21 protein-coding genes are annotated in these 21,609 nt (G+C 71.1%); 8 read left to right on the plus strand and 13 right to left on the minus strand.

What is annotated here, in order from left to right:
• Positions 1–97: 97 nt before the first annotated feature.
• Positions 98–307: a DUF397 domain-containing protein gene (locus AB0389_RS17185; RefSeq protein WP_366396222.1), complete on the minus strand. Its 210-nt coding sequence runs from the start codon at positions 305–307 to the stop codon at positions 98–100.
• On the minus strand, positions 304–1,122 hold the full coding sequence (locus tag AB0389_RS17190; protein WP_366396223.1) for a helix-turn-helix transcriptional regulator: 819 nt from the start codon (positions 1,120–1,122) through the stop codon (positions 304–306). Before AB0389_RS17190 ends, AB0389_RS17185 begins: the two co-directional genes overlap by 4 nt.
• A 119-nt stretch (positions 1,123–1,241) precedes the next feature.
• On the opposite strand from AB0389_RS17190, the gene AB0389_RS17195 reads away from it, so the two are divergent.
• Positions 1,242–1,577, plus strand: a complete 336-nt coding sequence (locus AB0389_RS17195; protein WP_366396224.1) for a hypothetical protein — start codon at positions 1,242–1,244, stop codon at positions 1,575–1,577.
• A gap of 77 nt (positions 1,578–1,654) precedes the next feature.
• On the opposite strand, the gene AB0389_RS17200 is transcribed toward AB0389_RS17195, so the two are convergent.
• The 6 genes from AB0389_RS17200 to AB0389_RS17225 all read right to left on the minus strand — a co-directional run bounded on the left by AB0389_RS17200 (position 1,655) and on the right by AB0389_RS17225 (position 6,566).
• Positions 1,655–2,275, minus strand: a complete 621-nt coding sequence (locus AB0389_RS17200) for a hypothetical protein (protein ID WP_366396225.1) — start codon at positions 2,273–2,275, stop codon at positions 1,655–1,657.
• Positions 2,276–2,384: 109 nt separating this feature from the next.
• Complete coding sequence (locus AB0389_RS17205; protein ID WP_366396226.1) at positions 2,385–3,173, minus strand: succinate dehydrogenase iron-sulfur subunit; 789 nt, start codon at positions 3,171–3,173, stop codon at positions 2,385–2,387.
• On the minus strand, positions 3,173–4,927 hold the full coding sequence (gene sdhA, locus AB0389_RS17210) for a succinate dehydrogenase flavoprotein subunit (RefSeq protein WP_366396227.1): 1,755 nt from the start codon (positions 4,925–4,927) through the stop codon (positions 3,173–3,175). Before sdhA ends, AB0389_RS17205 begins: the two co-directional genes overlap by 1 nt.
• Before the next feature lie 20 nt (positions 4,928–4,947).
• Positions 4,948–5,424 carry a succinate dehydrogenase hydrophobic membrane anchor subunit gene (locus AB0389_RS17215; protein WP_366396228.1) on the minus strand — a complete coding sequence of 159 codons (477 nt, stop codon included), beginning with the start codon at positions 5,422–5,424 and terminating at the stop codon, positions 4,948–4,950.
• Between the two features lie 8 nt (positions 5,425–5,432).
• Positions 5,433–5,813, minus strand: coding sequence for a succinate dehydrogenase, cytochrome b556 subunit (gene sdhC / locus AB0389_RS17220; RefSeq protein ID WP_366396229.1), 381 nt, complete (start codon positions 5,811–5,813; stop codon positions 5,433–5,435).
• Between the two features lie 168 nt (positions 5,814–5,981).
• The gene (locus AB0389_RS17225) at positions 5,982–6,566 is read right to left on the minus strand and encodes a 2-oxo-4-hydroxy-4-carboxy-5-ureidoimidazoline decarboxylase (protein WP_366396365.1); all 585 of its coding nucleotides are present in this window, start codon (positions 6,564–6,566) and stop codon (positions 5,982–5,984) included.
• 439 nt (positions 6,567–7,005) lie between these two features.
• Between AB0389_RS17225 and AB0389_RS17230 the strand changes: the two genes are divergently transcribed.
• From AB0389_RS17230 to AB0389_RS17240, 3 genes are all read left to right on the plus strand, one after another.
• A complete protein-coding gene (locus AB0389_RS17230; protein WP_366396230.1) occupies positions 7,006–8,655 on the plus strand; it encodes a glycoside hydrolase family 20 protein in 1,650 nt (549 codons plus the stop codon).
• Between the two features lie 134 nt (positions 8,656–8,789).
• Entirely contained in the window at positions 8,790–9,377 is a 588-nt protein-coding gene (locus AB0389_RS17235; protein WP_366396231.1) for a hypothetical protein, read from the plus strand.
• A 225-nt stretch (positions 9,378–9,602) separates the two neighbouring features.
• Complete coding sequence (locus AB0389_RS17240) at positions 9,603–10,247, plus strand: hypothetical protein (protein WP_366396232.1); 645 nt, start codon at positions 9,603–9,605, stop codon at positions 10,245–10,247.
• Positions 10,248–10,294: 47 nt separating this feature from the next.
• Here the strand turns inward: AB0389_RS17240 and AB0389_RS17245 are convergent, their stop codons facing one another.
• The 3 genes from AB0389_RS17245 to AB0389_RS17255 form a co-directional block, all read right to left on the minus strand.
• A complete protein-coding gene (locus AB0389_RS17245) occupies positions 10,295–11,950 on the minus strand; it encodes a nickel transporter (RefSeq protein ID WP_366396233.1) in 1,656 nt (551 codons plus the stop codon).
• Entirely contained in the window at positions 11,947–13,326 is a 1,380-nt protein-coding gene (locus AB0389_RS17250; protein WP_366396234.1) for a hypothetical protein, read from the minus strand. Before AB0389_RS17250 ends, AB0389_RS17245 begins: the two co-directional genes overlap by 4 nt.
• A gap of 101 nt (positions 13,327–13,427) precedes the next feature.
• Entirely contained in the window at positions 13,428–15,002 is a 1,575-nt protein-coding gene (locus AB0389_RS17255) for a DUF4331 domain-containing protein (RefSeq protein WP_366396235.1), read from the minus strand.
• 907 nt (positions 15,003–15,909) lie between these two features.
• On the opposite strand from AB0389_RS17255, the gene AB0389_RS17260 reads away from it, so the two are divergent.
• The 3 genes from AB0389_RS17260 to AB0389_RS17270 all read left to right on the plus strand — a co-directional run bounded on the left by AB0389_RS17260 (position 15,910) and on the right by AB0389_RS17270 (position 18,617).
• On the plus strand, positions 15,910–16,662 hold the full coding sequence (locus AB0389_RS17260) for an RNA polymerase sigma factor (RefSeq protein WP_366396236.1): 753 nt from the start codon (positions 15,910–15,912) through the stop codon (positions 16,660–16,662).
• Positions 16,662–17,864 (plus strand): hypothetical protein, encoded by a 1,203-nt coding sequence (locus AB0389_RS17265; RefSeq protein ID WP_366396237.1) that lies wholly within the window; start codon positions 16,662–16,664, stop codon positions 17,862–17,864. Before AB0389_RS17260 ends, AB0389_RS17265 begins: the two co-directional genes overlap by 1 nt.
• A 258-nt stretch (positions 17,865–18,122) precedes the next feature.
• Positions 18,123–18,617, plus strand: a complete 495-nt coding sequence (locus AB0389_RS17270) for a GNAT family N-acetyltransferase (protein WP_366396238.1) — start codon at positions 18,123–18,125, stop codon at positions 18,615–18,617.
• On the opposite strand, the gene AB0389_RS17275 is transcribed toward AB0389_RS17270, so the two are convergent.
• Positions 18,604–19,581, minus strand: a complete 978-nt coding sequence (locus tag AB0389_RS17275) for a L,D-transpeptidase family protein (protein WP_366396239.1) — start codon at positions 19,579–19,581, stop codon at positions 18,604–18,606. The two genes, AB0389_RS17270 and AB0389_RS17275, sit on opposite strands and share 14 nt — an antisense overlap.
• Positions 19,582–19,765: 184 nt before the next feature.
• On the opposite strand from AB0389_RS17275, the gene AB0389_RS17280 reads away from it, so the two are divergent.
• Positions 19,766–20,551: a leucine efflux protein gene (locus AB0389_RS17280; protein ID WP_366396240.1), complete on the plus strand. Its 786-nt coding sequence runs from the start codon at positions 19,766–19,768 to the stop codon at positions 20,549–20,551.
• A 58-nt stretch (positions 20,552–20,609) separates the two neighbouring features.
• On the opposite strand, the gene AB0389_RS17285 is transcribed toward AB0389_RS17280, so the two are convergent.
• Positions 20,610–21,590, minus strand: coding sequence for an aldo/keto reductase (locus AB0389_RS17285; RefSeq protein WP_366396241.1), 981 nt, complete (start codon positions 21,588–21,590; stop codon positions 20,610–20,612).
• Positions 21,591–21,609 lie beyond the last annotated feature (19 nt).

Here is a 21,609-nt window from a genome sequence, read left to right on the forward strand (position 1 = left end):
GGCCCTGACCGGCCTGCCGGCGGGCGCGCGGGCGCCGCCCGCGCGCCCGCCGGCGCGCGCAGCCGTATCCGGGGTGCGGGCCGATCGGGAGCCCGGATCAGCCGACTATGAACTCGCCGCGCTGTACGGCCCGGATGAACGACGCGAAGGCCCGCGGCGGGAAGACCAGCGCGGGCCCGCCCGGATTCTTGGAGTCCCTGACCGGTACCGAGCGCGTGAACGCGTCGCTGACCTCTATGCAGTTGGCGCCGTTGGTGCTGTAACTGCTGCTCCGCCACGCGACGGAGAGCTTGTTCGTGCCGATCATCGGTCCAGTCCTTCCAGATGCGCGCTGATCAGGCAGGCGGACTCGTCGGGTGAGAGGGCCACCGCCCGCAGCAGATCGAAGGAGTAGGTGGCGGTGGCGATCTCATGCGTGTCCAGGGCGGTCCGGCCCTGGGAGAAGCCGTCGACATAGAGCACGTCCGCCCCTTCCTCGAAACTCAGCACGGTGAAGGGGCCGGCGAGCCCGGCATGGGCGGGGACCGTACGCGGCACGACCTGGATCACGCAGCGCGGATTCCGCCCTTGTTCGAGCAGGCGCGTGAGCTGGTGGCGCATGACGGCGGCGCCGCCGATGGGCCGGAGCAACACGTTCTCGTCCATGACGAACCAGGTACGGGGAGATGATTCCCGTTCGAATACTTCCTGTCGTGTCATCCGCGCGGCAATGAGTCCGTCGAGATTTTCCGGCCGGACCGCGTAGAGCATGGCGCGGGCATATTCCTCCGTCTGGAGAAGCCCGGGAACGATCTGGCTTTCGAATACCCGCATTGCCGTCGCTTCGCGTTCCAGTTCGACGAACGGCAGAAACCACGACGGGTACGCGTACGTAATAACGAGCGGGTACAGCCGTGCGAAATGCCCACCCGTACCGAACGCCATGTCCAGATCACAGGCCAGTTCCTCGGACGGCACCCGCTTGGCCGCCTCCACCTTGCTGATCATCGACTGCGTCGTGTGGGAGCGCGTCGCCGCCTCGTCCTGGGAGACTCCCGCCCCCTGCCGAATGCGCTTCAACTCGCTGCCGAAAAAGGCGAGAAGCGAGGAAGTGGGGTCGGGAGCATCGGTCTCTGCCGTCATCTGCGCGTTCCTTCGTCATGACCAACGCCATGTCATGGGCTGATGCCTGGTAAACGTTCTCGCGGATACCGAAGCTTGAAGACGGAAAGCGAGAACGGATAACGGAAGGTACATCTCCCATGGGTGAGCGAACCACCGATACGGGGACCGATGACCCGGAAGAGCGAGGCGGCGAAGAGGCCGGGCGCGCGGGCCGCGGGCGCGCGGGACAGGCGGGCCGCAGCGACGCGCGGGAGAGGCTCTCGCTGCTCATGGAGACATTCGGCTCGGACGGCGGGCTGCTCGTCGGATGGGACGAGCCCATCGAGGAGGACAGCTACCCGGCGCCGGCCCCGGGGACGTCCGACAACTGGCCCGCCTGCCGCTGCGGCGGCCCCAAGTGCCGCCCCGACGACTGGATTCCGGAGAGGTCGCGCGCGGACGGCCCGCAGGAGAGACAGGAGAGGGACGACTGACGGGGACGCGCGCGGACCGGGCCTGCCCGCCCGGGTGCACCCGCGCGTCCGGGCCTGCCCGCGCGCGCCCGCCGTCCCTACATGCTGCTGAGCGAACGCCCGTAGTTGACCTGGCCCATGACCATCTGGAAGGAGTTCGCGTGGGTGGCCGGGACCATCGTCGCGTGGTGCCTGCCGCCGCCGGTGACCGTGATCTGGATGAAGCCGGTCGTCTTCTTCTCCTTCATCAGCAGGAAGAGCAGACCGACCAGGCACAGCAGCGCGAAGACGATCGCCAGCACGATCGCGACCGGCGGAATCCGCTCCTCCGTACGGGACATGTCCGTGGCGTTCCACACCGCGCCGCGCAGCGGGATCGTCCCGGACGGCGTGACGATCCGGTCGCCGACGACCGTGATGTCACCGATCGCCAGCACCGGCACCCCGGCCCCCGCGACCGGCGCCACGGGCAGGTGCTCCGCGTACCCGGGCGCCGGCGGCGGGTAGCCGTATCCGGGCGGGGCCGCGGGGTAGCCGTACCCGGGGGCGGGGGCACCGGGCGGCGGCGTGCCGGCGAGCGTCGGCGGCGGGAAGTCGTACTCAGGGGCCCCGGTCGGCGGACCCGGCGGCAGGCCGGACGGCTTGGCCGGAACCGCGTCCTCCGGCGGCCCCCAGTTGTAGGCGCCGTCCTTGTTCCCGTACGGATTCGGCTCGCTCATCTCTCTCCCCGCTCTCCTGATGCCGCACTGTCGGCGGATCGATCCTGACACAGCGGAGGCCCGTTTCCGTACCCACGGAAACGGGCCTCGGCCGATGACGGCCGTACGGTCAGAAGCGGCGCGTGATCAGCGCGCGCTTGACTTCCTGGATCGCCTTCGTGACCTCGATACCGCGCGGGCAGGCGTCCGTGCAGTTGAACGTCGTGCGGCAACGCCACACGCCGTCCTTGTCGTTGAGGATCTCAAGCCGCTGCTCGCCGGCCTCGTCACGCGAGTCGAAGATGAAGCGGTGCGCGTTGACGATGGCGGCGGGACCGAAGTACTGGCCGTCGTTCCAGAACACCGGGCACGACGACGTGCACGCCGCGCACAGGATGCACTTGGTGGTGTCGTCGAAGCGCTCGCGGTCCTCGGCGGACTGGAGGCGCTCCCGCGTCGGCTCGTTGCCGCTGGTGACGAGGAAGGGCATCACATCGCGGAACGCCTGGAAGAACGGGTCCATGTCGACGATCAGGTCCTTGAGGACCGTCAGCCCCTTGATGGGCTCGACCGTGACGGGCTTGGTGACCGTCCCGTGCTTGTCGACCGAGACCAGGTCCTTGATCAGCGTCTTGCACGCCAGCCGGTTGCGGCCGTTGATCCGCATCGCGTCCGAGCCGCAGATGCCGTGCGCGCAGGAGCGCCGGAAGGTCAGCGTGCCGTCGACATCCCACTTGATCTTGTGGAGGGCGTCCAGGACGCGCTCCTTGGGATCGATGTCGATCCGGAAGTCCTGCCACTGGACCTCGTCGGAGACCTCCGGGTTGAACCGGCGGATCCGGAACGTGACCGCGATGAGGTGGGAGGAGGTGGAGTCCGCCTCCAGCGCCTCCAGCTTGTCCATGGTCGGGGTAGCCATCAGTACTTACGCTCCATCGGCTGGTAGCGGGTCTGGACGACCGGCTTGTAGTCGAGCCTGATCGACTCGGCGCCGTCGTCGCCCACCTCGCGGTACGCCATGGTGTGGCGCATGAAGTTGACGTCGTCGCGGTTCGGGAAGTCCTCGCGGTAGTGACCGCCGCGCGACTCCTTGCGGGCGAGCGCGGACACGGCCATGACCTCGGCCAGGTCCAGCAGGTTGCCCAGCTCGATGGCCTCCAGCAGGTCCGTGTTGAAGCGGCGGCCCTTGTCCTGGACGGAGACGTTCAGGTAGCGCTCGCGCAGCTCACCGATCTTCGCCACGGCCGTCTTGATCGTCTGCTCGGTGCGGAACACCATCACGTTGGCGTCCATGCACTCCTGGAGCTCCAGGCGCAGCTCGGCGACCCGCTCCTTGCCCGTCGACTCGCGGAGCCGCTCGACCTGGGCCTCGACCAGCTCGGCCGGGTTGTCGGGCAGCTCGACGTAGTCGTGCTTCGCCGCGTACTCGGCGGCGGCGATGCCGGACCTGCGCCCGAAGACGTTGATGTCCAGCAGCGAGTTGGTGCCGAGACGGTTGGCGCCGTGCACCGAGACACAGGCGACCTCGCCGGCCGCGTACAGGCCGGGCACGACCGTGGTGTTGTCCGAGAGGACCTCACCCTGGACGTTGGTGGGGATGCCGCCCATGGCGTAGTGCGCGGTCGGCTGGATCGGGATCGGGTCCGTGTACGGCTCGATGCCCAGGTACGTCCGCGCGAACTCGGTGATGTCGGGCAGCTTGGCGTCCAGCTGCTCCGGCGGGAGGTGCGTGAGGTCGAGGTAGACGTGGTCGCCCTCGGGACCGCAGCCGCGCCCCTCGCGGATCTCCGTGTAGATGGAGCGCGAGACGACGTCGCGGGAGGCGAGGTCCTTCATGACGGGCGCGTACTTCTCCATGAAGCGCTCGCCGTCCTTGTTGCGGAGGATGCCGCCCTCACCGCGGGCGCCCTCCGTCAGCAGGATGCCCATGCGCCAGATGCCCGTCGGGTGGAACTGGAAGAACTCCATGTCCTCCAGGGGCAGACCGCGCCGGTAGCAGGCGGCCTGGCCGTCACCGGTCAGGGTGTGCGCGTTCGAGGTCACCTTGAAGAACTTGCCGGTGCCGCCGGACGCGTAGATCACGGACTTCGCCTGGAAGACGTGGATCTCGCCGGTGGCCAGCTCGTACGCGACGACGCCGGCGGACACCTTCACGCCGTCGACCTCGGTCAGCAGCTGGTCAAGGACGTAGAACTCGTTGAAGAACTCCACGCCCTCCTTGACGCAGTTCTGGTACAGCGTCTGGAGGATCATGTGGCCCGTACGGTCCGCGGCGTAGCAGGACCGGCGGACCGGGGCCTCACCGTGGTTGCGGGAGTGACCGCCGAAGCGGCGCTGGTCGATGGTGCCGTCCGGGGTGCGGTTGAACGGCAGGCCCATCTTCTCCAGGTCGAGGACCGCGTCGATGGCCTCCTTCGCCAGGATCTCGGCGGCGTCCTGGTCGACCAGGTAGTCGCCGCCCTTGATCGTGTCGAAGGTGTGCCACTCCCAGTTGTCCTCCTCCACGTTGGCGAGCGCGGCGGCCATGCCGCCCTGCGCCGCGCCCGTGTGGGAGCGGGTGGGGTAGAGCTTCGTCAGCACGGCGGTACGGCTGCGCTTCGTCGACTCGATGGCCGCGCGCATACCGGCGCCACCGGCGCCGACGATGACGGTGTCGTATTTATGGATCTTCATTGGTGTCGTCAGCCCCGGCTTTAGCGGATGTTCGGGTCGAAGGTGAAGATCACCAGCGAGCCGAGGAGGATGGTGAACACCGTGGCGGTGTACAGCAGGCCCTTCAGCCACAGGCGCGTGTTGGCGCGCTCCGCGTAGTCGTTGATGATCGTGCGCAGGCCGTTGCCGCCGTGCAGCATGGCCAGCCACAGCATCAGCAGATCCCAGACCTGCCAGAACGGGGAGGCCCAGCGGCCCGCCACGAAGGCGAAGCCGATCTTGGACACGCCGCCGTCGAGGACGAGCTGGATGAGCAGGTGGCCGATGACCAGCACGACCAGCACGACACCCGAGAGGCGCATGAAGAGCCACGCGGCCATCTCGAAGTTGCCGCGGGTCGATTTGGGCGTTTTGGCGGTACGTTTCCTCGGCGCTTCGATGACCGGGGCCGGGAAATCGGCGTCGTACAGGCTCTCGCTCTCGACGGCGCCGATCGCGGAGGGGGTCTCAGTGGACATGCGGTCTCTCAGCTCCCGAGGACTTCGCGTACGGCGTGGCCGAGCACGGGGTAGAGGGCGCCGATCATCAGGACGACCCAGATGCCCACGGCGGACCAGAGCATCTGCTTCTGGTAGCGCGGGCCCTTGGACCAGAAGTCCACGGCGATGACGCGCAGGCCGTTGAGCGCGTGGAAGAGAATCGCGGCCACGAGGCCGTATTCCAGCAGCGCGACGAGCGGCGTCTTGTAGGTCGCCACGACATCGTCGTACGCCTCGGGCGAGACCCGCACGAGAGCGGTGTCCAGTACATGTACGAACAGGAAGAAGAAGATGAGCACGCCGGTGACTCGATGAGCCACCCACGACCACATTCCTTCCCGGCCGCGGTACAGCGTTCCAGCCGGCACGGAAAAACCCTCCGGGAGCGGGGATCGGGGCCGGCCGCCATCTTCTACTCAATCAAGCACAGTGGTGTCGGTCGCGCCCGGCCGGGTACGGTCCACCGGCCCCGGCCATCGTAGCGACGTGTTGTCGGTTCGTTCGCGCGGGGTACCCCGGTGTGATCAAACACGCAATCAAACGGCCACGGATGGGCTATCCGGACATCCCGTCGAGGGCTCCGCCGGCCCCGCGCCGGCCGGGCGGGGCGCTGGGCGCCGGACCGCCTGCTCCGGCGGGCCCGCGATCAGCCGGGTGATCCGGCTCCGGGCGAGTCGGCGCAGCTCGTCGGCGGCGACGGACCGCTCGTGGTCGGGGTCGTGGGCGAGCCGGGCGCGGACGGCGGCCAGGACGTGGTCGAGGGACTCCTCGGGCCGGTGGCCGTCGAGGCTGATCACGAAGGCGTGGCCGAAACGGCTCTCGTACGCGGCGTGCGCGGCGTTCAGCGCGGTCCTGGCGGCGGGCGGGGCGCCCGGGGGCGGCCCGGCGGGCGTCTCGGCGGCGAGGGCCTCGGCGAGATCGGCGAAGGAGAGGTCGTAGCCCGCCTCGTCGGAGGCCGCGAGCAGCACGTCGAGATCGGGGTACGGGCGGTGCGCGGCGAGCCGCTGGGCCCAGCGGCTGCTGCCGAGACAGCCGAGCAGCGCGGCCTCGGCGGCGGCCGGCGGGGCGGTGTTGAAGCGGTGGAGGCCGTGCGGTCGGCCGGCCTGGGATGCGCGGTACAGCGGGGGCTCCTCGACGGGCCGGGGACGGGGTCCTGGCCGGGTGCGGGCGTGACGGGGCGACACGGCGTGGCTGGGGTGTGGCGTGCTTGTGAGCCGTAAGGGCAGACGTGTGCGGGGGCGTGGAGGTTGAGTGGAGGTCACGGCCGGTGGGACGGGCCGCTGAGTGGGGCGGGTCCTTCGCGCCGTAAACGCTATCGACGCTCGGACGGGGATTCCCGTATCCCGCTCGTATGTCACTCGGACGGGAGAGTTTCGACGCGCGGGGTGGACGCCGCCGTGGGACCTTCGCCGTAGCGCGTCATGCCGCCGCCGCGGGCCGCACGCCCTCACCGGGTGTGCCCCTCACGGGCACGCCACGCGTAACCGTCGTACGTATGTACGTGTATGTGCGTATGTATGTTTGCGGCCGGCTCCATTCGTACCAGGGAGGTTCTACGTGATGAGGTCATCTCCGGGTGCCCGGATAGCCGGCGCGGTCGTCGTGCTGGCCACTGCCACGACGGTCGCGGCCTGCGGCGCGGGAGGATCAGGGGGATCGGGGGGATCGGGGACGGGCGACGGATCCTCGGACGGCGCACTGTCGTCGGCCGCCTCCGGCGCCGCCACGGCGGCCAGCCCCTCGGCCACGCCATCACCCACACGGTCGTACGCGCTCTCCAGCGCACCGCGCTCCATACCCGCCGTACGCGCCCACGAGCCGGCCAGGGGCCCCGGCTGGCGGCCCGGCGCGAACAGCGGCGTCGTCCTCGCGAAGGGCAGCGACTCCCTGGCCGGCGAGGGGAAGCTGCTCTCCCAGGAGCTGAAGATCGCCTACCGGGGCGCCGCCGCCGCCCGCGCCGGTGACGTCGAACTGGCCCTGGCCAGTGGATCGGGAGCCGGCGCGGCCGAGTCGTACACCCTCACCACCAGCGGCGGCCGGGTCCGGATCACCGGCCCCGACCGGGCCGGCGTCTTCTACGGCACCCGCACCCTCAAGCAGTCCCTGCGCGCCGACGGCGTGATGCCGGAGGGCGTCGTACGCGACAGCCCGGCGCGCGCCGAGCGCGGACTGAACCTCGACATCGCACGTAAGTACTACACACCCGGCTGGATCGAGGCCCGGCTGCGCGAGATGGCCGACCTCAAGATGAACATGCTGGGGCTGCACTTCTCCGACGACCAGGGCTTCCGCATCGAGTCCAGCTCCCACCCCGAGATCGTCTCCGCGCAGCACCTCTCCAAGGCCGACGTCCGTAAGATCCTCGCCCTGGCCGACCAGCTGCACATCACCGTCGTCCCCGAGATCGACTCACCGGGACACCTCGGCGCGGTGCTGCGCGCGCACCCCGATCTCCAGCTGCGCAACGCGAGCGGGAAGGCCACCCAGGGCGCCATCGACATCTCGAAACCCGCCTCCGCGAAGATCGTCGACGATCTGGACCGCGAGTTCGCCGCGCTCTTCAAGGGGCCGTACTGGAACCTCGGCGCGGACGAGTACCAGGCGCTGGTGGTCAGGAACCCGGAGGCCTCGTACCCGGAGCTGGCCCGGCAGGCGGTCCAGAAGTACGGGTCAGGCGCGCGCGTCCAGGACCTGACGACCGCCTGGACGAACGACCGGGCGGCGGCGCTGAAGTCGTTCAACAAGAAGTTCAAGGTCTGGAACGACGGGCTCTTCAAGGGCGGCGTCGTCAAGGCGAACCCGGCCTTCGAGGTCCAGTACTGGACGGGCAAGGAGCTGGGCGCGCGGCAGCCGCAGGAGTATCTGGACGAGGGGCGCCAGGTCGTGAACTTCAACGACGAGTACCTCTACTACGTCCTCGGCCAGCCGAACACCTTCGTCTACCCGACCGGTCAGCGGATCTACGAGCAGTGGACCCCGCTGGTCCTGCGCGGCACGAAGCCGGTGCCCGCGGCGCACGCGAAGCAGATCCGCGGCGGCACCTTCGCCATCTGGGGCGACTTCCCGAACGCGCAGACGGAGGCGCAGGTGGCGGCCGGGATCAGGCTGCCGCTGGCGGCGACGGCGGAGAAGACGTGGAACGCGGAGAAGCCGAAGCTGAGCTGGAGTCAGTTCACCTCGCTCTACACGAAGGTGGAGGGGACGGGCTGAGCGCGCTGCCCTCAAGAGGAGGTGCCGCTTCCTCTTGAGGGCAATGTGTGATGGCCTCGTGATGGATCCATGCCGGAAGGGCCGAGGTGATCCCGGCCGGGTGAGGGTGGAGTCCCGAGTGGGGGGACATGGATATGAGTACGGATACGGACGCCGTCGAGGGTACGGGCGCGGGTGAGGGCGCGGGTGCGGGTGCGGGTGCGGGCTTCTGGGGCTACTTCCTCGCCGCCCGGAGCGACCTGCCGCTCGCCGAACTGCCGGCGCTGGCCGCCGTACGGGACGAGCTGACGTGCCACGACCGGCGGCCGGACGGCTGGCAGGTGTGGCGACGGACCGGCGAACCCGACATCGGCGGCATGGGGACGCTGGCCCGCGCCATGGACTCGCCGGTCGTCTTCGGCTTTGTCATGGGCGGCGAGTGCGTGGCGGTGGAGGCGGCGGCGCCCGTCAGCGGATCCTGGTACGCGTGCCTCGCGCGCGAGCCGATGGTCAGGCACCTGGCGGCGAGCGGCCTGGTCCTCGAAGAGGTGTTCCTCCCGGCGGAGGACGCGGCGCGGCGCGCGGTCGAGTGGGCCGTCGAGGCGGGCGCCACGGTGGAGCCGGGGCCGCTGCTCGATGTGCTGCACCTGGCGCGGCCGGAGCCGGGCGTGGACGCGGCGGAGCTGTTCTTCCGGCTGCTGGACGGGCTGGGCGTGCCGAAGGGGGCGCCGGCCGGCGGATGAGTTCCGTACCGTTGACGAACGACCTGTCCGTGTACGGCATGTGATGACCCGTCTGCCGGGTCCAGGCCTGATCCATACCTGATCCGTACCTGATCTGTAGGTGATCTGTACCTGACCGTGCCGCGTCTACGCGCGGAGCACGAGTGACGTTTTCCGGTCCTTTGGCGCAGTAGAGGGCAGTACTGGTCAGTACTGGCCAGTACGCGTCCGCGACAGGAGACGTGAATGAGCCTGGTGAAACTGATCGCCCGAGCCGACGAGAGAGCGCTCGCCGCGAGCGGACTGGCCTCCCTCGACCGGTGTCTGCCCCTCCTCGCGGAGGAGAACGATGTTCTCCGGCCGCTGTGGGCGGGGGTGCAGGGCGGCGAACGGGACTGGCCCGACCGGCTGACGGAGGCCAGGACCGCCCTCGACGAGGCCATCGAGGCGGACGCCGCCGCCGGGCTCGACACGGAGGTGACCGCCGCCGACGTCACCGCCGAACTCGTCCGGAGCCTGCTTGGTTCCGCGCCGGCCCAGTGGTCGGCTGAGCCGCTGCGTGCCTGGGCGGACACCTGCTCCGTTGTCGCGCTGGAGATCCACCAGAAGCTTGACGCGGTGGGCGACGCGAGCGGCGACCCCGCCGCGGCCGACCGGCTGGCGCGCTGCCGTGAGGACCGTACGGCCGTCCCGGACGCGGTCGACGGGGCCGAGGGCGGCGACGGGGTCGGCCCGCTGGTCGCCGGTGAACTCCGCAGGCAGATCCGCATCCTGGAGATCCTCACCGAGACCGAGGGCCCGGCCGGACTGCGCCAGGCACTGGACGTGTCCACGGAGGGCCAGCGGGTACTGCGCGCGGTGGTCTCACGCCGGGCCCGCGCGCGGAGCTGAGAGAGCGACGGGTCCACGCGGGGGCGGGCCGCTGTTGGCCTCGGGGCTCACCATGGGCCCGACCCGGCCCTGAGCGTCAGTCCGATGCCGACGAGCAGTACGAGGGCCGAGGTGGCCACGGGGCCGATCCGGGCCAGCCGCCGCAGGAGGGCCGAGCGGGGGGACGTGCTCGTACGCGCGGTGCGGTCGATGCGGTCGCGCAGTCGTACGAGGATGAGGCCGGCGAGGGTGAGGGTCGCGGCCATACCGAGTCCGTAGCCCAGGACCAGGAGGATGCCGAAGGCCGTGCGGCCCAGGGCGACGGCGCCCAGCAGGACGACCAGGGCGGAGGGGCTGGGGACGAGCCCGCCCGCGACGCCCATGCCGATCAGTCCGCCGCGTGTCACCGCGGCGGGATCCGGGTGGCTGTGCGGCGGGTGGCCGTGCGGCTCGTGACGGTGCGGCTCGTGACGGTGCGGCTCGTGACGGTGCGTTGTGTGGCTGTGAGGCTTCGTGAGTACGGCGAGTGCCGGGCCTTGACCGTGTGACAGGTCTGTCCGCTCGGCCTGGTCCGCCTGCTCTGTCTGCGGGCGGAGTCCGACATCGTCATGGTGATGATGCCCGTGCCCGTGCCCGTGGTGGTGATGGTGACCGTGGGTGGGGCGGTTCAGCAGTGCGGCGCGCAGCAGCCACAGGCCGATGCCGGTGACGAGGAGGCCGCTGGCCACTCCCAGCCAGGTCAGTACGGTTTCGCCGGCGAGCGTGGTGGCGACGGGCAGGGCAAGACCCAGGACCAGAACTCCGGCCGTATGGGTGAGGGTGACGGTGGCGCCGACCGTGACCGCGTCCCTGGGCGTTCCTCGCCGGCCGGCGAGGTAGGCCGCCATGATGGTCTTCCCGTGGCCCGGCAGCGCCGCGTGCGAGGCGCCGAGGACTACGGCGAGGAGCAGCGCCAAGAGCCCCACGGGCACGGTGAGTTCGCGGCTGCCGACGAGGGAGTCGAATACCCCGGATACCCGGTCCAGGGCTGTGCTGAGGGGCCCGGCACCGGGCAGGACGGCCGACGCGCCCGGCGTCCCACCCGTGTCGCCCGGCGTGGTGCGCAGTGCGGCGGACCGCTGATCGAGCGGGTCGGCCAGCGGGTCCGTGGGGTAGTGGCGCAGTGCGTCGGTGGCCGAACGGGCGGGCACATCGGAGTGGGTGAGGGTGACACCGACGCCGCGGGCGGTGATCTCCTGCCAGCCGATCCGGCTGGTGTCGTATCCGGTGTGCACGGTGATGTCCGACGGGCCGCGCAGGTCGGCCGCCGAGGTGAGCGCGCAGGTGAGCCGGCTCGTGGTGAGCCCGGCCCCGCCCGGGTGGTAGGTGAACGAACTGCCCGACGGAGTCCATTCCAGTCGGTGGCCGCCGGTCTCCACCCGCAGCCGGCCGGCCGCGGTGGCGCACTCCCGCCGGGCGTGGGCGCGGGCTTCCGCCGCGTCGACGGTGCCGTCGCCGTCCCGGTCGACGCGTACACGCTCCTGCGCGGCGGCGATCTCGGCCCGGTCGACGACGAGAGCCGCGTCGATACGGTCCTGACGCAAGGTGAGCCCCGTGTGGTGGTTGACGGTGAAGTTGCCCAGGGGGTGCGCGGTGGCCACAGCGGCGGAGGCGGCGGCCAGGGCCGCCGTGAGGACACTGAGCGCGGCGGCGCGGCGGATCCCGGGGAATCTGTAGCTGTTCATGAGGCGGCGTCGATTCGCTGGAGAGCGCGGAGAGCGGTCCGTGCGGCGGGTGCGTGCAGGGGGTGGAAGTGCGGGTCGATGGCGAGGGCGGTTTCCAGGTCCCGGCCGGCCGCCGCCAGATCGCCGAGCGACTGTTCGATCATGGCGCGGTGGTAGTGGGAGAGCGCGCTGCGGGTACCGAGGGCCAGGGCCAGGTCCGCGTACGGCAGCGCCCGCGCGTCCTGCCCCGCTCGGTGCAGCGCCCAGGCGTAGGCGTCCTGTACGGAGATGAAGGGCCGGTTCTCCACCGCGGTACGGCCCATGCCGACGGCGCGCCGGGCATCGCCGTGATCGGCCTCGAAGAGGATGGCGTCCACATCGGCCGGGGTCTTCGCGGCCACCCGCAGCCGCTCCTGTGCGCGCAGGACCGCGTACTGCTCCTGCGCGGCGGCTGTGTGGCCGAGGGACTGCTGGAGTTCGCCGAGGCCCAGGACGTACTGGGGCAGCGGGGTGATCGCCACTGCCGCCGTGTAGTCCGCGACGGCGCGCCGGCTGTCGCCGAGCGCGCCGTGGGCGCGGGCCCGTGCCTCCAGCAGCTGAGGGTCGCGGGGGTTGGCGCGCAGACCGTGCTCCGCCTCCCGCAACCCGGTACGCGCGTCCCCCGACTCCACTGCCAGGGTGGCGAGATGGGCGTGGGGGAACGCCTGGTCTCCGGGTGTCGGGGCGTCGTTGAGCGCGCGTTCCATGAGGGCGCGGGCGCGGGGGATGTCACCGCGCAGTTCCCAGGTGTACGAGGCGCGGGCGAGCGAGGCGGTGTCGGGCCGCAGGTCGGTCATGCGCTGAACGTCCTGGTAGGACGCTTCGTACTGGCCGAGCTGGGTGTGGGCGTCGGCGAGCACCCCGTACGCCCCGGATCCCGCCGGGTTGGTGGCGACGGCCCGGCGGCCCCAGTCCAGAGCCGCGGCGAAGTCGTGTCGCGCGGCGGCCAGTGCGCCCATCCCGGTCTGGGCGGCGAAGTTGTCCCGAGGCTGGACTTTCAGTGAAGTCCGCAGTGCGGACTCGGCCTTGTCGTAGGTGGCCGGGTCGGCGGTGGTACGGGCCTGCTGTACGTAGGCCATGCCCAGGGAGGCCCAGCCCGGTGCGTCTTCGGGCAGTCGGCGCAGCCGCTCCCGCATCGCTTCGGGCGACCCGGGCCGTACGCCCGCCGCCGCCGCTTCGCCGCCGGCCGGAGCGGCGTCCCGTCCGGCCAGCCCGACCGCGCCCACAGCGAAGAACGTCGCACCGAGGGTCAGAGCGACCACCGCCCCGCGCAGCCGTCTTCGGTCTCTGCCGTCGGGACGCGCGTCGGGCGGCAGGTGATGAGGCGGGGGGCTGGGATGGCTGGCCGGCTGGGACACGGTCCTCCTCCGAGGGATGACGGTTACGGGTGACGTCTGCCCGGGGGCAGGGCGGGTCTTCCGTAAGGGAGAACCCCGCCCTGCCCCCGGGTCCGGGAGCGTCAGGTGGTGGCGGCCCGGCGGCGCCAGACGCGGAACCCGCCCGCGCCGAGCAGCAGCGCGCCTACTCCGCCGATCGCCGCGGCGCTGTTGGGGTGGAGGACCGAGGACCGCTGGGCGCCCGTCCGGGGCGAGTTCACGGCCTTGGTGTGAGGCAGCGCCAGATACGGGAAACCGCGTCCGAAGCCGACATCATTGGCGTTGACCTTGTCGCCGTCCTTGAGGGCGGGGACGAGCACACCGGTCTGGGCAGCGCCTTCGACCGCCTGGAGGGAGATGTCGATGACGTCGTCGGTCAGCCGTCGGCCGTTGGGGAATCCGGCCAGGTCGCCGGCGAGCACGCCGAGCCGCTGGGGCTTCGCCGTCGGCGGCACCGTCATGTTGAGCCTGAGTTCCTCGGCCGGGACGATCTGCCGAGGGTTCGCGTCCTGGTTGAGGCTGTGGGCGTTGAGGTCGGCCTTGATCGGGCCGCACGCCTTGCAGATGCCGGTCAGGTAGATCTCGGCGAGGTCGTCGCGCGGCGTCTTCGGCGCGGGGATCCCGTAGACCTGCTGGATGAGCTTGGGCAGGATCGGGTCGTAGACCTTGTCGACGACCGGCTGCACGGTGCGGTCCTGGTCCGGGGAGAGCGCGTTGAAGGCGTCCTTGTACTGGAGCGGTACGACGACCTCGTTGACCAGCGGGTTGCCCAGCCGTGAGACCTGCCGCCAGCCGGCGCCGGCGGTCTTGTCCTTCGCGCGGCTGTCGGTGACGGCCGCCCCCTGGCGTTCGGTCGTGGACCAGATGCCGACGACCGGGTTGCGGGCCGGATTGCCGCGCAGGGCCAGGGCCTTCTTGGGGATCTGGAGCGCGACCGAATTCACGTTGTAGCCGGCCAGGGTGTCCTGACCGGTCTCGCTGAGGTTGCCGCCGTAGAGCAGGTCGAAGACCCGCAGGTCGGCGAAGAACGGGTCGTCGGCCTGTCCGGCGTACGCCTTCGCGCCACCGGGCACGTCACGTACGGCCTGGTCGCGCAGGGTCTTGTAGTCGGGCATCGACGCGGGACCCACCCGCGACGGCGCGACCGGAGCATCCTTCAGCAGGGTGCGGGTACGTCCGTTCTCGGTCACGGTCAGGTCGTACACCTGACGGAAGTTGAGATTCGGGTCGTCGATCGTGCGCACGGGACCGGTGTTGTACAGGAACTGGTTCGCGGCGTCCCGGACGATATTGCGGAAGCACCAGGTGTACGTCACGTCCGGACGTCCGTCGCCCGTGTTGTCGATCTTGATGTGGTACCGCGCGTCATCGGCGAACGCGTAGAAGTTCGGGCCGCCGTTGGGCTCCTCGAACGGAATCCAGTTCGCGACGAGGGTCACTGTGTCGGACTTGTCCGGGCTGGTGAACGCGTAGACGTCCGTGTTGTCCGCCCGGGGGTCACCGGCGATCAGCGGCGCCTCCCGGTGGCTGGAGGCCGAACTGACGCCGGGCGCCAGGGTCAGCGCGCCGAGCCCGGTGGCCAGCGCGCCCGTACCGAGGACGAGCAGGGAACGATCCAGGACGCGGCGGGCACGGGGCCGTACCGAAGGGGGTTTCATGAAGCCTCTCTCTGCGAATTTCCCGTGTCCGGATACGGCGGCGCCGTACATGGACACAAGGGGTTCGGATGGGGGAGGTGTGAAGTCCGCCCGGCGGACAACGGAACGTGTCCTGGCGGCTTCTGCGAAGGCAGCCGTGACCGGTCGAGCATCACCGCGCCCCGAATATATCCGGGGCGCGGAAACAGAGAAGCACGAAGATGCGCCGTAACGGGCCGATGTGATTCCGTGCCGATTCCCTTCCCCTTCGGCGCTTCCGGGAAGAACCGCAGGTGAAGTGCGTGAAATGCTCAGGAGGGGGGGGGAGGCGTGAACCAGGTCCGACACGCAGCCGTGGATTAGGCCGATCGATTCTGTCCCCACTTATTTCGCATCATTCACGCAAGGCGAAGGGGAGTTGAGGGTTACACTTGTTGAGGAATCGTTTCTTCGCGATTCGCGCGATATCGGCACCCGGAGTTTTTTCCGGAGAAACGGGGGGCGCCTTCCCCGTCCCCAGCTGTGACGGAATTCGGCGCGGAGGGTGGTACGGATTGGCCGGAAGGTGCATTCGGGGCACAATTCACCCGAATGGAGGAGGGTCGATGGTGTCTCGCGCCCTCCGTATCGCCTGGCCGGGACGGAGGGAAGAGGAAGGCGACCGGGGTCGCCACCCCCCACAGGAGAGACCCCGGTCGCCTTCCGGCGGAGCCGCGATACGGCCCCGTACTCAACTCAGCGCCGTCGCCGCGTTTTCTGTCACACCCCGGGCGTGACAGGTGTCACGAGAGGTGGCACGGAGGATGTTGCAGAGTGCACAAGACGTGGACGCGGACCCGGTAAGGCCGTAGCGTTCAGGGAGCGCGCGGGGGGCGCGCGGCGGTGACGGGCCGCGATTTCAGGACAGCTTGGCAGGCGGGTAGTGGGAGTGCTGGGGGATGACGCGGAGCTGACCGCCGCGGTGCTCGCGGCACAGGACGGTGACGAGAACGCGTTCCGGACTGTGTACCGCACGGTGCACCCGCGGCTGTTGGGCTATCTACGGACACTCGTCGGTGAGCCGGACGCCGAGGACGTGGCCTCGGAGGCATGGCTCCAGATAGCCCGTGACCTCGACCGTTTCTCCGGCGACGCCGACCGGTTCCGCGGCTGGACCGCGCGGATCGCCCGTAACCGTGCCCTCGACCACATCCGGATGCGCGGCCGGCGCCCGGCCATCGGCGCCGACGAGACGGAGCTGGCCGGGAAGGCCGCCGAGTCGGACACCGCCGTCGAGGCCATGGAGGCGCTCGACACCGGCCGGACGATGGCGCTGATCGCGCGGCTCCCGCAGGACCAGGCCGAGGCCGTCGTGCTGCGGGTCGTGGTCGGACTCGACGCGAAGAGCGCAGCCCGGACGCTCGGCAAACGCCCGGGCGCGGTACGTACCGCCGCCCACCGCGGACTGAAGCGGCTGGCCGAGCTGCTCGCCGCGGCCGACGAGGAACCTGACGGGGCCGGCGCGGGGGCGGGCGTGGGCATGGGTGTCGGCGTGGGAACGAATGCGGATGCGGATACGGGATCGGGCGCGGGGCCGGTCGCCGGGCCGGGGGGCGTCCCTCCGCAGCGCTCCGGCCGCTCGGTATTCTCTGCCTCCGGAGGTGTGACGCATTCGCGCCTGCGGACGCAGAGGGACATGTGATGGCCGATGAGGGTGACCCGTGGCTCAGCGAGGACGAGGCGGAGAAATTCCTGAGAGGGGAGCCCGTCGAGGGTCTTGACGACGATGTCAGGGCCCGGCTGGATCTGCTCGATGACGCCTTGCGGGACATGACCGTCGTCACGTACGCAAACGGTACGGAACTCCCCGGTGAGGCCGCCGCCCTCGCCGCCTTCCGGCAGGCGCGCGCCACCGGGGCCCGGCCGTCACCGGTGGCCGCGGACGAACTGCCCGGTACGGTACGGATCGCCCGCGCCCCCCGCGGCGGCCGGCGCCCCTCGGGCACCGGGGGCCGCGCGCGCCGGGGGCTCGTCGCGGCGGTGGCCGGCTGCGCGCTCGGCAGCATGGCGGTCGCGGCGGTGGCCGGCGTTCTGCCGGATGTGTTCGACGGCGGCTCCCGCAACAGCCCGGCGAACTCCGTCTCCGCGGCGGCCTCTTCGGGCCCCGACGGGCGGGACGCCGAGGGCGGCGACCCGGCCGGAACCCCGAGCGCGCCGGGCGCGGCCCCTACGGGAGAACCCACCCCCGGCGCCTCGTCCCGTACGGGCGGACACGGAGTCGACGACCCCAGAGGCACCGGCAGCGGCACTGGTCACGACAGTGACGGCGACGGCAGGGCCGACCGCGCCGAGGAGGGCGGCGCCGACCGTACGGACCTCGCCATCGGCCCCGACGCCAAGCACCACGGGCGTCCCGCTCCTGGCGCGGGCGCCGAGAGCTGGAAGTGGTACGACCGGACGGCCGCGGCGTGCCGCGACTACGCGAGCGGCGCGATCGACGACGAGCGCCGCAAGGCGCTGGAGTCGGCGGCCGACGGGCCCGAGGGCGTCGAGCGCTTCTGTGCCGACCTGCTGAGCGACGGCGGCACGCCGGGGCGCGGCGGCGGGCGGGGCGGAGACCGGAACGGCCCCGGCGACGGCGGCGGTGGCGGTGGCGGTTCAGGTGAGGGCGACGGTTCGGGTGACGGCGACGGCGAGGCCGGGCCACCGGCGGGCGCGCCCGGACTGGCCCCGCCGCGGCCGTCCACCCCGCCGCCCGTCGAACGGACGACGTACCCGACCCCGGTCCCGGTCCCGGCCCCGGTCCTGTCGGGCAACCCGACGCCGCCCGTAAGCCCGGTTCCCGGTGAGAGCGTCGAGCCTTCCGGGAGCGCTTCCGGCCGGCCCACGTCCGTACCGTCCTGACCTGCTGGTTCCGTTGGTTTCACGGGCAGGTGTGACGTTTCTGCCCGGGTTGACGCAGTACAGAGTGCCGACTGGTCATCGGCCGCGCGAGAGCCGGGGTTCCCCCCGTACCTTCGGCTCGGCGCACCCGGCGCGGGCGGGATACGTTCCCCCGGTCCCGCCCGCGCCCTTTCTCCGTGCCAGGACCTGCCCTGTCGCCCTGTCGCCCTGTCGTAAACGTGTGGCGGGTGGCCGGCCGGATTCCCTACAGTCCTCGCCATGCCCGAGCCGCAACTGCTCCGTCCCGACCACGCCCCCGCGCTCCTCGCCTTCGAGCGGGAGAACCGGGCCTACTTCGCGGCGGTTGTCCCCGATCGGGGAGAGGACTACTTCGCCCGGTTCGACGAGCGCCACCGTGACCTGCTGGCCGAGCAGGCGACCGGGGCCTGCTTCTTCCATGTACTGGTCGACGCCGCGGGCGAGGTGCTGGGGCGGGTCAACCTGGTGGATGTGGCGGACGGCAGTGCCGAGTTGGGGTACCGGATCGCGGAGCGGGCCGCGGGCCGGGGGCTGGCCACCTCGGCCGTACGGGAGGTGTGCGCCCGCGCCGCCGACACGTACGGGCTGACCTCCCTGCGGGCCGCCGCCACCCTCGACAACGCGGCGTCGCGAGCCGTGCTGGCCCGTACGGGATTCACCGTCACCGGCGAGACGCGGCTCGACGGCCGCCCCGGCCTGACGTATCGGAAGACCGTCGTTCCTACCAGTAGATGACCACCTTGTCGCCTACGCCGACCTGTTCGAACAGCGCGGCGATCTTCTTCTCGTCCCGGACATTGACGCAGCCGTGCGAAGCGCCCGCGTACCCGCGCGCCGCGAAGTCCGACGAGTAGTGCACCGCCTGGCCGCCGCTGAAGAACATCGCGTACGGCATGGGGGAGTCGTACAGCGTCGAGACATGGTCCCGGGACTTCCAGCCCACCGAGAACAGGCCCTCCCGCGTCGGCGTGTACTCCGAGCCGAACCGCACGTCCATCGCGGAGACCACCGTGCCGTTGACCATCCACGCGAGCGTGCTGCTCTTCTTGCTGATGCACATCACCCGCCCCTTCATGCACCGGGGATCCGGCGCCGCGACCGGCTTCGCGGTCGGCGGGCGCAGCTCGTCGGCGGTCGGCTGCTTCGTCATGCCGAGCAGGCGCTGCCAGGTGACGGTGTCGGTCGTGCCGGTACGGGGCAGTCCGCGCTTGCCCTGGAAGGACGAGACTGCGGTGGCGGTGACCGTGCCGTAGTAGCCGGTGGGCGCGCGGTCGAAGTGGCCGATCTGGCGCAACCTGGCCTGGAGTTCCCGTACTTGAGCGTTCTCCGCGCCGCTCGCCAGCAGTACGACGGGCGCGGGCGGTGCCGGGGGCGTCGGCGTGGGGGTGGGGGTGGCGGTACTCGGGCCCGGTGGCGGGGTCGGAGTCGAACCCCGGTCCGGCGACGACGGCGACGGTGACGGCGACGCGGCCAGTGGTTTCGCGCCGGGCGTCGCGGTGGCCGGATCGGGCGGCGGGCCGCTGCTCACCCCGAGCGGGCTCCCGCCCCCCGGCTTCGCGTCGCCCGCCGCCGCGCCGGTGTCCGGCTGGACCGTACAGCCGACACTCACCGCGAGTACGACGGCGGTGACGGTCGCGGTGGCGGCGGTGGTGGCGGCGGTGGTGGTGAGGTATCTGCACAAGGCGGTTGTGCTGTGCATGTCCGTTCCCCTGTTCTCTCCCCGGCCAAGAGGTGAATTCTTACGCGCAGTTCGGGCAAAGGACAGCGACTCCCGGGAGAAACAGCCATAGGTGTGCTGTGTCTCGTGTGTTCGGTCTGTCCGGTGTGTCCGGCGTGCGGACGCGGCCGGTGGCGCGGGCCCGGCCCGTGCGACACTCCGGCTTATGTTGGGTGTAACTGATCTGCCGACGTATCTGGTCGGCCTCACACTGATCATTCTGCTGCCGGGACCGAACTCGCTCTATGTGCTCTCGGTCGCCGCCCGGCGCGGCATACGCGCCGGCTACGGCGCCGCCGCGGGCGTCTGGTGCGGCGACACCGTCCTGATGGCACTCTCGGCGGCCGGTGTCGCCTCGCTGCTCCAGGGGAACGCGCTGCTCTTCGGCATCGTCAAATACGCCGGCGCCGGCTATCTGACCTGGCTGGCGATCGGCATGCTCCGCGCGGCGTGGTCGCTGTGGCGGGAGCGAAACGTGCGGGAGGGGAACGTACGGGAGGGGACCGTGCGCGAGCGGCCGGCCCACGGTACGGCCGCCGGGCCTGCCGCCGGTACGGCCGAAGCCACCGCCGACGGTACGGGCGAGGGTACGTTCGGCGCCGCGGCCGGTGCCGCGGCCGGGCCCCGTACGGACACCGGTGTACCCGCCGTCGAACGTCCGTACCGCCGGGCCCTGGTGATCAGCCTCTTCAACCCGAAGGCGATCCTGTTCTTCATTTCCTTCTTCGTTCAGTTCGTAGACCCTCATTACGCGTATCCCGCGCTGTCCTTCGTCCTGCTGGGCCTCGTCGCCAACCTGGCCAGCGCCCTCTACCTCTCCGCCCTCATCTTCGGCGGCACCCACCTCGCCGCCGCCTTCCGCCGCCGCAAGCGGCTCTCGGCGGGCATGACGACGGCGGCGGGCGCGCTGTTCCTCGGCTTCGCGGTCAAGCTCTCGCTGAGCAGCGTCTAGGTCAGGGAGGCCGGCCGGCAGGGGCCGCCAGTGGAGGCACCGGCCTCTCCGGGGTCCGTCACCCGAGCAGCCCGGCGATCTCGGAGAGTTGGGCCTCGGACAGCGGGCCGTGCTGGAGGGCCCCGGCGTTCTCCTCGGCCTGTGCGACGGTACGGAAGCCGGGGATCGGCACCGTCCGCGGGCTGCGCGCCCACAGCCACGCGAGCGCGCCCTGCGTGAGCGTGCGGCCGTCGGCGGTCAGCACGTCCCGTACGGCGTCGACGCGCGCCTTCCACCGCGCCGCGGGCACGCCGCCCTCGTCGTACCAGTGCAGCCACTCCGGCGGCACCGAACGGATGTCGCCGGCCGCGCCGCGGTCGGGCGACGCCCGCTTGCCGGTGAGCAGCCCCATGGCGAGCGGGCTGCGCACGATGGACGCGAGTCCGCGCCGCTCGCACACCTCCAGCATCTCGGGCGCGTCCACCAGCACATTGCACGCGTGCTGGACGCCCGCGCAGTGCCGTCCCTGCGCGAAGAGCGCCGCGCGCTCGGGGTCGTCGGTGCTCCAGGCGTACGCGCGGATCAGTCCGTCCCGTACGAACTCCTCGCAGGCTTCGCGCAGTTCGGCCGCCTCGTCCGGTGGTGTGTCGCCCAGGTGCAGCTGGTAGACGTCGATCCGGTCGGTGCCCAGCCGCCGCAACGAGGCGGTCAGCGCCCGGCGCGCGTACGCGACGGAGGTGTCCCTGCCGTCCATCGTGCGCGTCGTCTCGTCGAAGAGGTTGCCCCACTTGGTGGCGATGACCACGTCGTCCCGCCGGCCCGCGAGCGCGCGCCCGAGCACGCGCTCGCTGTGGCCGGTGCCGTACACGTCCGCGGTGTCGAAGAAGGTGATCCCCAGGTCCATCGCCCGCCGGATCGCCGCGACGGACTCGTCGTCGTCGACCGCGCCCCAGCCGAGGGGCTTCCCCTCGGGGGTCTGCCACTCGCCGCCGATGGCCCAGCACCCGAATCCGAGCGCACTGACCTTGATGCCGCTGTCTCCCAGCGTCCTGTTCTCCATGCCTGGGAACGCTACGAGT

The sequence above is a fragment of the Streptomyces sp. NPDC093109 genome (genome assembly GCF_040701725.1).
GTDB lineage: Bacteria > Actinomycetota > Actinomycetes > Streptomycetales > Streptomycetaceae > Streptomyces.

Bases quoted from the DNA above. Each gene is read 5' to 3' on its own strand.
- AB0389_RS17185 (WP_366396222.1), bottom strand. From the start codon at position 307: ATGATCGGCACGAACAAGCTCTCCGTCGCGTGGCGGAGCAGCAGTTAC.
- AB0389_RS17190 (WP_366396223.1), bottom strand. From the start codon at position 1,122: ATGACGGCAGAGACCGATGCTCCCGACCCCACTTCCTCGCTTCTCGCC.
- AB0389_RS17195 (WP_366396224.1), top strand. From the start codon at position 1,242: ATGGGTGAGCGAACCACCGATACGGGGACCGATGACCCGGAAGAGCGA.
- AB0389_RS17200 (WP_366396225.1), bottom strand. From the start codon at position 2,275: ATGAGCGAGCCGAATCCGTACGGGAACAAGGACGGCGCCTACAACTGG.
- AB0389_RS17205 (WP_366396226.1), bottom strand. From the start codon at position 3,173: ATGGCTACCCCGACCATGGACAAGCTGGAGGCGCTGGAGGCGGACTCC.
- sdhA (WP_366396227.1), bottom strand. From the start codon at position 4,927: ATGAAGATCCATAAATACGACACCGTCATCGTCGGCGCCGGTGGCGCC.
- AB0389_RS17215 (WP_366396228.1), bottom strand. From the start codon at position 5,424: ATGTCCACTGAGACCCCCTCCGCGATCGGCGCCGTCGAGAGCGAGAGC.
- AB0389_RS17230 (WP_366396230.1), top strand. From the start codon at position 7,006: ATGAGGTCATCTCCGGGTGCCCGGATAGCCGGCGCGGTCGTCGTGCTG.
- AB0389_RS17235 (WP_366396231.1), top strand. From the start codon at position 8,790: ATGAGTACGGATACGGACGCCGTCGAGGGTACGGGCGCGGGTGAGGGC.
- AB0389_RS17240 (WP_366396232.1), top strand. From the start codon at position 9,603: ATGAGCCTGGTGAAACTGATCGCCCGAGCCGACGAGAGAGCGCTCGCC.
- AB0389_RS17245 (WP_366396233.1), bottom strand. From the start codon at position 11,950: ATGAACAGCTACAGATTCCCCGGGATCCGCCGCGCCGCCGCGCTCAGT.
- AB0389_RS17255 (WP_366396235.1), bottom strand. From the start codon at position 15,002: ATGAAACCCCCTTCGGTACGGCCCCGTGCCCGCCGCGTCCTGGATCGT.
- AB0389_RS17265 (WP_366396237.1), top strand. From the start codon at position 16,662: ATGGCCGATGAGGGTGACCCGTGGCTCAGCGAGGACGAGGCGGAGAAA.
- AB0389_RS17270 (WP_366396238.1), top strand. From the start codon at position 18,123: ATGCCCGAGCCGCAACTGCTCCGTCCCGACCACGCCCCCGCGCTCCTC.
- AB0389_RS17275 (WP_366396239.1), bottom strand. From the start codon at position 19,581: ATGCACAGCACAACCGCCTTGTGCAGATACCTCACCACCACCGCCGCC.
- AB0389_RS17280 (WP_366396240.1), top strand. From the start codon at position 19,766: ATGTTGGGTGTAACTGATCTGCCGACGTATCTGGTCGGCCTCACACTG.
- AB0389_RS17285 (WP_366396241.1), bottom strand. From the start codon at position 21,590: ATGGAGAACAGGACGCTGGGAGACAGCGGCATCAAGGTCAGTGCGCTC.